The organism is Desulfovibrio sp. 1188_IL3213, assembly GCF_036763145.1.
Taxonomy (GTDB): Bacteria; Desulfobacterota; Desulfovibrionia; order Desulfovibrionales; family Desulfovibrionaceae; genus Desulfovibrio.
On record NZ_JBAIYR010000009.1, the window covers coordinates 1 to 12,591 of the forward strand.

Here is a 12,591-nt window from a genome sequence, read left to right on the forward strand (position 1 = left end):
CTGCGGCAGACCGTCTGTAACATTAAAGACAGCGGTGCCAGTCGTATTGCGCGCTAAATGCGTAATAGCGCCGGATATGTCGCCGTATATTTCGCGAATAGCATCACCACGCACGCCTCCCACGCCGAGAGGCGACAATATAATTTAAGGAGTAAATAATGCCTGAAGCCCACAGATATACGAAGCCAGATCGTTTTTTTCACGGCACCGTTAAATATAATACTGTTCAGCCCGGCAACTCCGCTCTCGACGACCTGCCGCCGTTGCCGTGGCCCAAACAGTGGCCGCAGCATGTGGATGGCAAAGGCTGGGTTATGGTTGATGACCACCGGGAACGCAAGGAGCCGCTTTTTGCCGCCGCCGTGGTGCAAGGTGCTACTGATTACTGGCTGCCGGGCGACACCAACGCCAGCCCGGCCCGGCAAATGAAAAACATCGGCCCCCTGCCGGAGGGTGCAGTTACAGAACGGCCAGCCAAGACTGATGCCGAGCTGCTAGCCGAGGCCCAGGCAGATAAGCGCGCCGAGGTGCAGGCGGGCTATGACGCCGCCGTGGCCGCATCTCTGACAATGCCGACAGCTAACCCGACAGAGCAGGACATAACTATCGGCGCGGCTGCGTTTGCCGCCGAGGACGCCGAGGGCCTTGCGTATATCATGCAAGCTCATGCGGCCCGGCGTGACGATCTGCTGGCAGCCGTGGAGGCAGCAGATACCGCTGATGCCGTACAGGCTATTGTTGTGTTTTACGCGGTCTAATCTTGCGTGCCAATAAGGACACAAAAAGCGGGGCAAAACCCCGCTTTTTTTACATGGCCGCTTGTGCCAACTTGCGCGCCCGCTTATTGCATTGTGACCAGTTCGTCGGCTACAGCCATGTCATACCGCCTTGCTTAAAGATGGAGGGTTCGGGTAAAATGACAAGAAAAGCAAAGGGGGTGCCCATGAGTTTTTTTAAAAGTCTGCTTGGCCTTGTAAGAGAGAAGCCCAAACAGAAAGCCCGCAAGCCCAAAAAAGACGGCAGGCCACTATGGAAAGACTGGGTTGAAGATAACCCCAACGCGAAATGGGAAACCCGCATTTCACGCGAAAGCCGATTTATGACTCTGACGAACGACGGGAAAATAGAACACGTTATTGTCTTTATGTACTTACTTGGCGATGACGCCAAAGTAAGCTCGCCCGTACGAAAAGCAGAAAAACAGCGTTGCCAAAAATTACTGAAAGAATGGTTTGGTGAAATAACCGCGCCTATTAAATATAGAACGACAGACGAAACCGTTGAAGAATCTTTGAAGCGACAAGCAAAACTGCGCAGCAGTTTTTGAAAACTTGACATTCTAACCGTTTCATGATGGCGTGACTTCACGGTGCTGAAAACACCTTCAAGGCGGCCACGCCATTTCCGAAAGTCAATGGCTTTTTTTGCGCCCTTTTTTGGGCTATAGAAGTATCCATTGCCGGGCGTGGACGAAATACAATACCCCATTGGGGGAAATAGTCCGCAGCACCTTGAGCTGTTTTCAGCGCCCGGCATTCTCTTTGTTTGAGGATGTCCCCGTGAACCTGAAAAGTTCTCAAGGAGGCTCGCATGAGTCAGGCCCATCTTCTCCCCACTGTTTCCCCGTCTTCTTCTCTTCCTCCGCTCACCTACAAGGGCTTGCCCGTTGTCACCACTGAAATGCTGGCGAAGGCATATGGTTGCACGCCCAAGAACATTCAAATGAATTTTGCAAACAATCGGGAACGCTTCACCGAAGGCAAGCATTTCTTCATTTTAACCAATGGAGAAGTAAAGTCATTTCGTGACTGCACCAAAACTTTTGGGTCAGTCGTTCCAGCCCGCACCCGCAACCTCACCCTTTGGCTTGAACGCGGTGCAGCCCGTCACGCCAAGATGCTGAACACAGATCAGGCATGGGACGTGTTCGAGATGCTGGAAGAAACTTTCTTCCGAGTGGTTAAGCCGCAACCCACCACCCTCACGCCGTCCACCGCCGACGACCGCAAGCCCCTGCGCTCATTGGTTGCCGCATGGGCGCAGGTCAGCGGCACTCCGCATCAAGCCCTGTGGCCGCAGGTCAAGGCGCACTTCCAGCTTGCGCGGATTGACGATCTGCCTGTGGAGTGGATTGGTGACGCGCTGGCCTTTGTGCAGGGGAAGATTGACGCTGCGGGCAAGGCGCTGCCCGCTGCGCCGGAGAATACCGAGTTCCTGCCGACCATGTTCCCAACATTCGAGAAGGACATTCTTGATATTGAACGGCTTATAGAGCGGCTGTGCAACGGCATGAGCATCTTTGCCCGGCCCGGAGGTATGATGTACAGCGAACTTGTCAGGAACAAGCAGCTTATTGACGCGGTGCAGCCCTGCATATCTGCGGCCAAGAATGCCGTGGGCACTGGCTACTTCATGATGCAGACGGCAAGGAAGATTTACGGCGCCATGAGGTGAGATTAACGTCTTAAATGAAAAGGCCGCTCAGAAATGGGCGGCTTTTTCTTTTTCGCAGCCTTGGATATTATCTTGCAACAAATGAGAGTCCCCATACGATGGAGAAATAATGCATGCCTCTTAACCACCTGTTTACTTTGTTTAATGTGCGTAAAGATTTAAGATTTTTTATACATAGACTGCTCGTAGGTCTAGTTTTGTCTTTTACATTTTCTGCAGATATGCCTCATGTATTGAATGAAATTGAAGCCAAAAAGCTTGAACTTTTAGTGATCTTACTTTCAGTGTTAATCCCAATGTATATAGTTTATTTATGCAAACCAAAACATTTAATTTTTAAAAAAATCCAAAAAGAAAGCATTTTATTTTGCAGCTCTCTCGTGTCAATTATTAGAAGCACTATAATAATTGGCATTTCTGCGCTATTATACAATATTTTTATATGGAATGAGCCTGTTACAGTATTTGTTTATATTGTAAATCTACTTATCGCATTAGAAGTTATAACAAATGCACAGTCAGGCCTTGCGGATTTTGAGTATGACAGTGATGTTTCTCAAGAATGGATTACAATTATTGTGACGAACAAAGACGATCATGGTAATGAAGTCAACCTAGAGGATAAAGAATAATGCGCAAATTCCTTCTCTCTACTCTGCTTGCCGCCCTGCTGCTCCCCGCTCTGGCCATGGCCGCAGGCAACACGACTAACGATAGTTTCTCGCGTTCGAAAAAGATGTTGTCCCAGGTCTACGCCGACCACCGCATTACATTCTATTGTGGTGCCGAGTATGACGCACAGGGGAATGTGACACTGCCGGATGGAATCGTGATACCGATCAAGCGAGCGAATCGTGTTGAATGGGAGCACGTGGTTCCTGCGGAGAACTTCGGGCGTGCCTTTGACGAATGGCGTGAGGGTTCGCCGGAATGCGTTGATAATCGCGGCAAGGCGTTCAAGGGCCGCAAATGCGCCGAAAAGGTCAACCCAGAATACCGCCACATGCAAGCCGACATGTATAACTTGTACCCGGCCATAGGCGCGGTCAACGCCATGCGCTCAAACTTCAATTTTCAGATGCTGCCCGGAGAAGAATCGTCGTTCGGCAGTTGTGAGATGAAGATTGCAGACCGGAAGGCAGAACCCCCGGCACGCGCGCGGGGCCAGATCGCGCGCACGTACTTCTACATGCAGGATGCATATCCGCGCTACAAAATGAGTCGCCAGCAGGAACAGCTTATGGGCGCGTGGGATAAAATGTACCCTGTTGATCAGTGGGAATGCACCAGAGCGAAGCGAATTGAAGCTGTGCAGGGGAATGAGAACAGGTTTGTGAAAGAGCCGTGTGAAGCGGCAAAGATGTGGTGAGGGAAGAGATGCCCGGACGGGCGAAGGTGGGTGTGCCCTTGGGCACATAGTGGGGATGGGAAAAGGCCAAATTGGGCACATTTGGCACATTTATTATTTCAATAGTTCTATATTATCAGGATGTTAGTTGGCAGCGGCAAGACCATGCTTGCCCATTTGCGCATCTCGTATCAGTGTGTATTCACAGATGTTATTGCGTCTGGCCTCTTTGGGCACATGTCCCTTGGACACATACGGACACTTCTGGAAGAGCTTCAACGGCGGCCCTTTTTTGCTTGTCCATGACATACTGATAGTGCGTCAAAAGCATTGTCGGGTTGCTGTGCCCCATGAGGCTGGCAACTGTTCCTACGTCCACACCTGCTGCAACCATTTCTGTGCCAAATGCATGGCGCAGGTCATAGGGCCGCAAGCGGCGTGTGATACCTGCTCTTCTGAGCGTGTTGCGCCACGCTCGCCATATCCTGCGTACAGGACCACCATTGTAGTGTACGAGGTAGTCATTTCCTTGGGGAACATCTTCAGCTTGCCATTTCCGGAACACAGGCAACAGGCTTTGCCTAATTGGCACTTCGCGCCACGGCGCATTCAGGTTTTTCTTTGCCCCGTGTACACGCAAGACTCCGCGTTCCAGGTCAACATCATTCCATGTCAACTTGAACAGTTCACACGGCCCCACACGGACGCCACATTGCGAACCTAGGATAATGACGCGCACGACGTGAGGGGAGGCGTTGCTAAGGATTGCCCGTATTTCTTCCGGGGTTGGCGGAATGAATTTTTCATATTTAGCCGGGGGGAGCTTGGGGAAATCTACTGGGTCGCAAAACCCCTCACTTGTGCACCAACGCAAGACGGTTCTCAATACTGAGAGATATTCCCGCACGGTGACTGGTTTTACGTCCCATTGCAGCATCTCCGACATTACGGCTTCAATGTCTTTGCGCGTGATGCTCCCGATAGGTTTTTCTCCCAGCTTGGACAGGGGGTAACGCATCGTCTTCATTTGCCATTGCAGGCTGGACTTGTTAAACTGTTTTTGCTTGAGGTACAAGAAGTACACCCCTTCGAGTGTGAGGACTTCCTGGCTTTCTTGAGGTTCCTCCTCTTTTCTAAATGACTCCCTGTCAAACTTAATGCGATGTTTGATCAGGGAGTCATGTTTTTCCGCTTCGTGTTTGGTCCTGAAGTTCGCGCTCTCACGCTTGCCAGTAAACGGATTGTTCCAGTAACATTGCCACGGCGAAGCGCGGCCCTGCCGGTAACGTATGGCCATGATGATATGCCTCCATCATGCGCCAAATGTGCCCGGCTCTACGCTACTGGACACTTTGGCCTTGGGTCAATCTGTAAATATCGTCTATGGACATGGCTGTTAGCCGTATGCATGGATGGGGCTGGGGTTTACCTTGCCGCTGCCCTCCTGTTTTTGGCTGTGCAGCTTCGTGCATATCAAGCATGGCCTGCCTGACAGCCGATGACAGCCAGCGCCGTCCACGGCTTCGGCCAATACCGAAGTCAATGGGATGCACACCACGTGCCGCCAAAATTGAAGCGGCCACACCTGGGGAAGTCCCAAGCATGGCCGCTATGTCTTGCTGTCGTAACAGTCTCTCCACTCTACGCCACCTCCAAAAATATATCTGTCCCGGCCACATCGCAGCCGGGCACCAACTCCATCAGTAGGTAGCCCAACGACCACCCGGTGCGCTCAAGCCAGCCCCAAGATTTACCCACCGTGAAATCTGTGCAGCGCCGCCGGGCGTCCAAAAACATTGTGAATCCTGTCCAATACTGGGCCGACCAGTTGCGTAACAACTCCGGCCCGGTGCCTTCTGTCAGCATGTGCTCGGCCAGGGATTCGCACGCGGCGTCGAGGTCACGTTGAGCACCTGAGGACAGCCGTTTGACCTTCAGGGCCGGGGAACATTCTTCGATCCAGCGCGAGACTGTGGCGCATCGTGTAGCCAGCTTGCTTCCAGGCTTGGCAATTTTACACAGGATGCCCAGTGCCGCTTCCATCACTGTGAGCGCCAGCAGGGTATCGCGGTGCTGGATGGCGTGGGGGAGATGTGCGGTCGTCATGATTCCTCCGGTTCAAGCGGCATAGGGATGGGGCCAGCCCATTCAAAGCCTTCTCTTGTCACTGGCATCTGCGGATTGTAATCATCGCGCTTACTTCCAAACATCAGTTGCTCCCATGCTCCATACACTTCTACGCAGCGCGGCATGTTCAGCCCACTCGGCCTGCACCAGTACCACCCCGCCACCTTCGGCGGCTCCGTTGTCCACGTCAGATACCCGCGCCGCCGCTCCGGGCAGCCTGCGCAGTCCACATCGTTGTAATCAGGACGGCGGGGCAGAGAGTTCCACTTGTCGACCGCAATTTTGCCATTGTCGGCAATGGGGCCGGAGGTATAGCAGGACTCGCACGCAATATGAAAATGGATATCCTGCTTTTCGTCAGCGTTGATAGTACAGACAAGGCATTCCACGTTATCGCTCCCGCATGCGGGGCAGGGCTTCAGTTCTGGCATGGCTGGTGCTCCTTAGTAGTTTCCATGAACGCTTCTATGAACGCTTTCGCTTGCTCGGCATTGATTGCATTGCCGTAACCGCGCAGTCGTCCTACACGGTTTTTGACCACCTCTTCTGTGCAGACATGCGCCCCCATTCTCTGGCACACAGGGCAGAACATATCTTGTTCCTGTTCCTGTGTGATGCCGCTTTGAATTCCTTCCCACAAACGGCGCACACAGAAAGCAGCTCTTTGGAGTGAATCTTGTGGTGGCATTTTGAGCATAGGGTCTGTAAGTTCTGTGGTGAATCGTTCAACGGATTCAAGTCTTTGTGGTGAACCTGTAGGTTGGTTGTACTGCTGCAAATTTCGCAAAGAGAATCCTTCGTCTCTCTGGCACGATAATGCGCTGTGCTCCTGTTTATTAAAGGCATTGATAGTTTGTGCAAACGATAGCACTCTTTGCTGCAATACCTCCTTCTGTTCGCGTCCTTCATTCCAATCAGAGACTTTCCGCAAAAAGTACATTCCTTCATAAACTACCGCCTCTGTTTTGCATTGGGAGCACACACATCCCATTCTATGGGCAGCCCCATGAGCCAACGGGAAAGTGCCGGGTTCAACTGCCCTCCACTTTCCATCCCTGCACAAGAGCCAGTCAGCATCTCGCCAGAAGCAATTAGTCGGGCGGGGCCTGTGATGGCTGCTATTCCCGGCAAGCAGCAAAGTTTTCCCCTCTCCATTTCCCGCATCGCGCCTTCCATCGTCCTGCTGTTTTTCTCTCCATCCACCGCCCTCGGCGTCGGCCAACCTGCCAAGCAAACAGCATTCGGCAGTTCGCTGTTCTTGTGTGCTGCTGCACCCGCGCGACCACAGCTGTCCGCTGCTAATGGAGTTGGCCAGCCGGTCAATTGTGCCGTTACGTCCAGCCTGTCCGTTGACAGCTTCCCGTTCCGTATCCGGCCCCCGCTGTACCCGCCCTTGTAGTCTGTCAGTCTTGGCGTCGGCCACCCAGTATAATCTTTGCCTGATATGCGGCGCACCGAAGCTCGCACTGCAGGTATCAACCGCCCCGAAGGCGTAGTCCGCGTTTTCCATGTCAGCTTGTACAAGGTCGAGCCAAGCGAGGCCGTCCTTTGACGCAACCTGCTCTCCAAAGCAGACTGTAGGGCGGCACTGGCTGATAAGACGGTAGAATTCGGGCCAGAGGTGGCGCTCGTCTTTAAAGCCCATTCCTTTTCCGGCACTGCTGAAAGGCTGGCAGGGACATGAGCCTGTCCAAACTTGGCGATCATCTGACCATCCAGCGTTGCGCAGGGCGTAGCTCCAAACGCCAATTCCTGCGAAAAAGTGGCACTGGGTAAACCCGGCAAGGTCGCTTGGCATAACATCGGCAATGCTCCTTTCATCAACTTCGCCCGGAGCGATATGCCCGGCCTTGATTAGTTCACGCAGCCATGCGGCGGCGAATGGGTCGATTTCGTTGTAGTACGCAGACACATCACTCCCCCTCGCCCGCAGCCACGGCGCGGCGGGCGGCTTCTTTCCAACATTGGGCGCGCGTTTTATCGCAGTCATCATCATCTGGCCCGGTGGGGCGATGCAGCCCGAACGGGCAGCTATCGTAAGCACACGGACGGTCTGCGATATTTTCAGCCAGCCAATCGCGTTCCGCCCGCAGCCTCGCGCTCTCGGACTCAAGTTCGGCAGCGCGTTCTTCAACAGACTTCAATGCAGTAACAAGCCTGAGAATCCTGAAGTTTAGCTCGTAAGTTGTTTTTCTTCTGTCTCTGGTGGCCTCCATGAGCCACGACCGAACGTCCTCAGATGTGATCTGGAACTGTTTTTCACGGACGTAATAATGCCGCTCTTCCGGCGTGATCGTGGTCGTCGTATCACTCATGGATGGCCTCCGGCTGTACTGTCAGTGCGATACTATACTTGCCGCGTTGGGCGTACACCTGTATGCCGTTGTTGAACGTGTACCCGCAGTCTGTATCCCCATCGGCAAGCATCATTTCGTATGCTCTGCGTGCCGCTTCCCACTTTTGCTGATTGGTATCTGCCCCGTAGATTATGGCCTTCATTTTGTATCCCCCGCGTTGTCGGTATGCGCGGCCCACCTGAGAGGATGTATGGCTGAGAAATAAAAGCCGCCTCAGTGGGCGGCGTCAGTCAAACATGGGTCAAATAAATATGGCCCGCGTATCGCCCCACGGGCAGGGGTTAGGGATTATTCAACCGCTTCGTATGTCGCTTCGAAAATGTCCGGCTTGCAGGGATAAAACTCGCCTTTGACGCCCTTAATAATATAGTCGCCGCAGGTAGCGCGGTGGTCGCCTTCCAGCGTGGCAATAGTAATATCCGTGCCGTTATGACTGGCAGTGCCACCGTTATTGACAATCCAGCCAACCAAGGCATTCATGCACAATTCGTCAGTGTCGTTGTCGGTGACAAACTGACGGGCTTCAATCACTACAGGCTTCTTGCGATACAGTGGCATAATATGCTCCTTGCCCGCCTACGAACCGGACGGGCGCGGGTTGGGGGTTGCTACCGTGATTCACCACACAATTTCAGGCGACACCATCCAGATGCCGCCTGTCGTATGGGGTGAGGGAGGGGGGGTCACAATTTGTCAAACAGCCCGCATCCGCAAATGGGGCATTTCTTCTTTTTGCTGACCGTCCCGCACTTTTTGCATGTGCGGGACGGCTTGCCGTCACTCAACCTTTCGCCCTTACAGCTTGCGTAGATGCGGGCAAAGTTCTTTGATTTGCGCTTACCAGTGAATTCAGGGCGGTTCGGGTTGTCGTAACCGCTCACTGTATGGCGGCCTCAGTTGTCTGCGGCTCCAGAGCCACGGGCGGCTGATCTGCCGGCACATCTTCAACCGGTGCTTTTTCCGTGTTCACGCCGTCCGTGATCCAGTTATCATCACTGGCGCCGTCTGCTGCTTCCGGGTTGAGTATGCACGTACTGCACGGGGGCATGTTGACGGACATGCTTTTGTAATTGCAGGTGGGGCATTCACGACGCGGCGCCCAATTATCCAGGCCGCCGTCAACAGTCTGCACACAGTTGGCGCACTCGTCGGCCTGTGAGCCGTCTTCGGCGTTGTCGATGTGTGCGCAGTTAACGCAGGTATGCCCCCACGTTTGCGGCGTCTGCTCCGTAGTCCCCTTTTTACGGAGATCTTCACCCAGGGGAGCAGAATGCCCTTTGCCGCTGTCAGGCGGGCCGTCAAACAGCGTCGGGCGGCGTTCATCTGTGGTCATTGGGCGACGCATGATTTCTTCAGCGGCATCGTCGGCCGTGACGTAAACGAGTTCGCCGGAATCGAAATCCTGATACACGTCGCACAGCACGTCTTGCGGTTCGGTTTTGCCCCTGCGGAATTCAGCAGCGGCTTTGCTCAACCGCTTTTGTTCCGCATCAATCTTTGCCTTGTATTCCTTCCGCGTATCTGCAAGTTCGTCTTCGAGCATGTCAATCCTGGCCTGGGCTGCGGCCATTTCTTTGCCCAGGGCGATCTTATCTTCATCAGACAACGGGAAAGCCTTGGTGCAGGTATCGCGCTTGAGCCAATGGACATCATGCTTACGCAGCAAGGCAGGCGCCTCGCTGTCTGCCATCGGCTCGTCGGGGCAAAGGTCTGTCGGTTCCACAGCGCTGGCCAAGACGTCGCACAAGACCGTGTCGCCCACGTTGATCCCATCTTCACCATGAGTAAATGAATCCGTAGGAATGTCGGCGGTGTTACCGTAGCGGTCTTCGACGGTGGCCGTTTCGCCATTTTCCGAAAAGGCGTGGATGGTCAGGGTGATCACCATTGTCGCGTTATGCTCAGGCGTGGCTTCCTGCGGCTGCTCTTCCCCGTCACCAAAAACCGTTATGTGCCCTTGCCCGTCCACCAGCCCTTTGTCTTCGGCCAGCCAGTCGGGCAGGGTCACTTCTATATCTATGTCGCCGCGTTCCCCTGCATATTCAATCTGGCTCTTGGGCAGCCAGACTTCATCATCATTGCAGGTGAGCAGGATGGCGTCCTCGGTTTCCTGTGTAATGTCGCCGTAAATCGTGAACATTTCTGGTTCGGGCTGCGGCAGCGCCGTTGCTTTCTTTCGGGCCATGTTGATCTCCTAAAAAATGTGCCCGCGACGCTATGGGAACGCCGCGGGCTTGTGGAGGGTAGGGAGGGGAAATTACGCGCGCGAGGGGCAACCGTCGCGTTCAGGGCAATAGAAACAGTCTTCATCGGGGACGGGCGCGTTATCCTTACGGGGGCAGGGGAAGGTGCTTTCGCCGGGGGCGGCATGGGCATGGGCTTGGGCTTTGCCTGCCTTGGATTTTGTCGGAGGTGTTTCATCCGGCACAGGCTCTGTCTGCGTAACCTCGCCCGTGGACATGTCGATATGTTCGCCGGGATCAGCCTGCGGGAGTGAGGCTTTGATATCATCCATTGTCATTGGCTTCGGTTCATCCATACCGAATGCACCAGGCGACATTTCCGACAGGTCGATGGTGTCGTGGATTTCCTCAGCCGTCTGAATGCCCATGAGCAGTTCAGGGGCATAGAGCTTACCGAAGAACGATGCTGCACGGTACCGAAGCATGACTTCCGGCATGGTCTGCCACTTTGAGCCAGCCTTGCCAAACCAGCCTTCTACTACCGCCATATCCATGCTAACCACTGGGCCATCCAGGCGTTCACCTGTAGATTTTTCGATGGCCCAAGCCCGACATTGCCGGTTCATAATCTTGGCTTTATGCTGCACATCTTGGGGAATGTCTTTGCCGCCATTGGGGTTTGATACCCACTTGACTGTGATCCACTCGACTTCCTTTTCGCCAAGCTCTTCAATTGTAAAGCGCAAGGGACTGAACTTGCCGCAGGCGTTGATTGCGGCAATGATAAATTGACTGGACCACGCAGGTCTTCCATCTACGATATAGAGGTTTTGCATGACCATAAGCGGGTCAGCTCCCATGCGCTGACTCATGTTCAGCGCAAGCACGCAGTTGGGCATGGCATTGGGATTTTTTTTCATCCCAACTACCTTACCATATCTCTTTTCTTCAATTTCTGCCCTGTAGGCACTTGGAACTAGCGTGCTGCTAGAGAGCAGTGCCGCCCCCCGTTGCATGAGAGCAAAGCCGCCTGCCGTGAAGAAGCTAAGTTGTGTTTCAGCGGGGAGAGAGCTTGTCTGCGCCTTGAGTTCCGCGAGACTTGTCGAATTAACGCCGGAACGCGCCGCTTGAGATTCTGTTGCAGCCTGAGTCATGAAAGTTACCTCCACCGGCACACATGAAAGGCCGGACAGTATTTTTCTCCGCAGATTTGCGATTTGGGATTTCCGTAAAACAGGCCGGAATGAAGCATGTTCGAGGCAATAGTGAGCAACCCCGGCCCCTCATCGCCACCCACCAGCAGGGAACGTGCGCCAGATATTTCCCCTACCCCTGCCCTGCGCCCTTTGTCAGTTTTTGCGACCTGCAGCCCCATAATTTTTGCTGGGGCGTCAATCGGCAGTCCTGTTGCTCTGGATGCCATGAGCTCATACACGCCCATTTGTGCCGCATGCCCCTTGGTATTAACCTTGCCATCAGCGGAAACGGCGCTTTTGCCCGTCTTGATATCGGCAATGCCCAAGCATCCACGCTCTTCATAAATGCGGTCCAGGGTGCCAGTAAGAATCAAGCCAACGTCTTCAATGGGAAGATCGTCGCAGGTGGCCTCAACAGCGACATATGATTGCTGAGGGGCTATTTGCTCGCAGTACATTTTGTGCAGGGGCAAAGCGATGCTCTCTGCTTCCCGTGGTGAGGATTCCCCCCAATCGACCTCTTCGTCAGGATGATGTATGGCATCCACAACGGCCCCAGCCGCTTCATCAGGTGTAAGCGGGCTACCAGCAATGATCCGCTGATCGAAAAGTGCAGCCCCTGCGTGTACAGCAGTGCCAAGGAGAGCCGCATCGGACGCGGGCAAGCGTAAGCCTTTGACGTGCTTTGCCTCCCACCGGGCAGGGCAATCGAAAAGCTCCGCCAAAGAAGAGGCTCTTATTTTTATAAGATCTTTCATCTCCCCCGCTCCATCTGTATTTTCTTTGCCGCCTCGGCATATGCTGCGTGTTGTTCTGGTCCGTCCAGGCTGCCGACAAGGGCGAAAAGCAAAAGCGCGACCAGAGCCAATGCCCAGCCGCGCCAGTTGCTCACAGGGTTAAGGTCTCGCCACATGTCAGCCCCCTAG

The 12,591-nt window shown here is 53.9% G+C and carries 16 protein-coding genes; 5 read left to right on the plus strand and 11 right to left on the minus strand.

The window, feature by feature from the left end:
• Positions 1–158: 158 nt before the first annotated feature.
• The 5 genes from V6C16_RS01265 to V6C16_RS01285 all read left to right on the plus strand — a co-directional run bounded on the left by V6C16_RS01265 (position 159) and on the right by V6C16_RS01285 (position 3,823).
• Complete coding sequence (locus V6C16_RS01265; protein ID WP_333535366.1) at positions 159–758, plus strand: phage tail protein; 600 nt, start codon at positions 159–161, stop codon at positions 756–758.
• A gap of 185 nt (positions 759–943) precedes the next feature.
• Positions 944–1,327, plus strand: a complete 384-nt coding sequence (locus V6C16_RS01270) for a hypothetical protein (RefSeq protein WP_333535367.1) — start codon at positions 944–946, stop codon at positions 1,325–1,327.
• A gap of 263 nt (positions 1,328–1,590) precedes the next feature.
• Positions 1,591–2,454, plus strand: a complete 864-nt coding sequence (locus tag V6C16_RS01275; RefSeq protein WP_333535368.1) for an ORF6N domain-containing protein — start codon at positions 1,591–1,593, stop codon at positions 2,452–2,454.
• A gap of 113 nt (positions 2,455–2,567) precedes the next feature.
• A complete protein-coding gene (locus tag V6C16_RS01280) occupies positions 2,568–3,086 on the plus strand; it encodes a hypothetical protein (RefSeq protein WP_333535369.1) in 519 nt (172 codons plus the stop codon).
• A complete protein-coding gene (locus V6C16_RS01285; protein ID WP_333535370.1) occupies positions 3,086–3,823 on the plus strand; it encodes an endonuclease in 738 nt (245 codons plus the stop codon). The genes V6C16_RS01280 and V6C16_RS01285 overlap by 1 nt, the downstream gene beginning before the upstream one ends.
• A gap of 190 nt (positions 3,824–4,013) precedes the next feature.
• On the opposite strand, the gene V6C16_RS01290 is transcribed toward V6C16_RS01285, so the two are convergent.
• The 11 genes from V6C16_RS01290 to V6C16_RS01340 form a co-directional block, all read right to left on the minus strand.
• Positions 4,014–5,099: a tyrosine-type recombinase/integrase gene (locus V6C16_RS01290; protein ID WP_296984533.1), complete on the minus strand. Its 1,086-nt coding sequence runs from the start codon at positions 5,097–5,099 to the stop codon at positions 4,014–4,016.
• A gap of 344 nt (positions 5,100–5,443) precedes the next feature.
• Positions 5,444–5,908 (minus strand): hypothetical protein, encoded by a 465-nt coding sequence (locus V6C16_RS01295; protein WP_333535371.1) that lies wholly within the window; start codon positions 5,906–5,908, stop codon positions 5,444–5,446.
• Positions 5,905–6,360 (minus strand): Lar family restriction alleviation protein, encoded by a 456-nt coding sequence (locus V6C16_RS01300; protein ID WP_333535372.1) that lies wholly within the window; start codon positions 6,358–6,360, stop codon positions 5,905–5,907. Before V6C16_RS01300 ends, V6C16_RS01295 begins: the two co-directional genes overlap by 4 nt.
• Entirely contained in the window at positions 6,348–7,841 is a 1,494-nt protein-coding gene (locus tag V6C16_RS01305) for a DNA cytosine methyltransferase (RefSeq protein ID WP_333535373.1), read from the minus strand. The genes V6C16_RS01300 and V6C16_RS01305 overlap by 13 nt, the downstream gene beginning before the upstream one ends.
• A gap of 1 nt (position 7,842) precedes the next feature.
• Complete coding sequence (locus tag V6C16_RS01310; RefSeq protein ID WP_333535374.1) at positions 7,843–8,244, minus strand: hypothetical protein; 402 nt, start codon at positions 8,242–8,244, stop codon at positions 7,843–7,845.
• Positions 8,237–8,428 (minus strand): hypothetical protein, encoded by a 192-nt coding sequence (locus tag V6C16_RS01315; RefSeq protein ID WP_333535375.1) that lies wholly within the window; start codon positions 8,426–8,428, stop codon positions 8,237–8,239. Before V6C16_RS01315 ends, V6C16_RS01310 begins: the two co-directional genes overlap by 8 nt.
• Before the next feature lie 146 nt (positions 8,429–8,574).
• Positions 8,575–8,844: a hypothetical protein gene (locus tag V6C16_RS01320; protein ID WP_333535376.1), complete on the minus strand. Its 270-nt coding sequence runs from the start codon at positions 8,842–8,844 to the stop codon at positions 8,575–8,577.
• Between the two features lie 319 nt (positions 8,845–9,163).
• The gene (locus V6C16_RS01325) at positions 9,164–10,471 is read right to left on the minus strand and encodes a hypothetical protein (protein WP_333535377.1); all 1,308 of its coding nucleotides are present in this window, start codon (positions 10,469–10,471) and stop codon (positions 9,164–9,166) included.
• Positions 10,472–10,543: 72 nt separating this feature from the next.
• On the minus strand, positions 10,544–11,623 hold the full coding sequence (locus tag V6C16_RS01330) for a hypothetical protein (RefSeq protein WP_333535378.1): 1,080 nt from the start codon (positions 11,621–11,623) through the stop codon (positions 10,544–10,546).
• Between the two features lie 5 nt (positions 11,624–11,628).
• The gene (locus V6C16_RS01335; protein ID WP_333535379.1) at positions 11,629–12,423 is read right to left on the minus strand and encodes a RecB family exonuclease; all 795 of its coding nucleotides are present in this window, start codon (positions 12,421–12,423) and stop codon (positions 11,629–11,631) included.
• A complete protein-coding gene (locus V6C16_RS01340) occupies positions 12,420–12,578 on the minus strand; it encodes a hypothetical protein (protein WP_333535380.1) in 159 nt (52 codons plus the stop codon). The genes V6C16_RS01335 and V6C16_RS01340 overlap by 4 nt, the downstream gene beginning before the upstream one ends.
• Positions 12,579–12,591 lie beyond the last annotated feature (13 nt).

Coding starts and splice junctions, on each gene's coding strand:
- V6C16_RS01310 (WP_333535374.1), bottom strand. CDS start 8,244: ATGAGTGATACGACGACCACGATCACGCCGGAAGAGCGGCATTATTAC.
- V6C16_RS01315 (WP_333535375.1), bottom strand. CDS start 8,428: ATGAAGGCCATAATCTACGGGGCAGATACCAATCAGCAAAAGTGGGAA.
- V6C16_RS01280 (WP_333535369.1), top strand. CDS start 2,568: ATGCCTCTTAACCACCTGTTTACTTTGTTTAATGTGCGTAAAGATTTA.
- V6C16_RS01270 (WP_333535367.1), top strand. CDS start 944: ATGAGTTTTTTTAAAAGTCTGCTTGGCCTTGTAAGAGAGAAGCCCAAA.
- V6C16_RS01335 (WP_333535379.1), bottom strand. CDS start 12,423: ATGAAAGATCTTATAAAAATAAGAGCCTCTTCTTTGGCGGAGCTTTTC.
- V6C16_RS01330 (WP_333535378.1), bottom strand. CDS start 11,623: ATGACTCAGGCTGCAACAGAATCTCAAGCGGCGCGTTCCGGCGTTAAT.
- V6C16_RS01295 (WP_333535371.1), bottom strand. CDS start 5,908: ATGACGACCGCACATCTCCCCCACGCCATCCAGCACCGCGATACCCTG.
- V6C16_RS01275 (WP_333535368.1), top strand. CDS start 1,591: ATGAGTCAGGCCCATCTTCTCCCCACTGTTTCCCCGTCTTCTTCTCTT.
- V6C16_RS01340 (WP_333535380.1), bottom strand. CDS start 12,578: ATGTGGCGAGACCTTAACCCTGTGAGCAACTGGCGCGGCTGGGCATTG.
- V6C16_RS01300 (WP_333535372.1), bottom strand. CDS start 6,360: ATGCCAGAACTGAAGCCCTGCCCCGCATGCGGGAGCGATAACGTGGAA.
- V6C16_RS01265 (WP_333535366.1), top strand. CDS start 159: ATGCCTGAAGCCCACAGATATACGAAGCCAGATCGTTTTTTTCACGGC.
- V6C16_RS01290 (WP_296984533.1), bottom strand. CDS start 5,099: ATGGCCATACGTTACCGGCAGGGCCGCGCTTCGCCGTGGCAATGTTAC.
- V6C16_RS01325 (WP_333535377.1), bottom strand. CDS start 10,471: ATGGCCCGAAAGAAAGCAACGGCGCTGCCGCAGCCCGAACCAGAAATG.
- V6C16_RS01320 (WP_333535376.1), bottom strand. CDS start 8,844: ATGCCACTGTATCGCAAGAAGCCTGTAGTGATTGAAGCCCGTCAGTTT.
- V6C16_RS01285 (WP_333535370.1), top strand. CDS start 3,086: ATGCGCAAATTCCTTCTCTCTACTCTGCTTGCCGCCCTGCTGCTCCCC.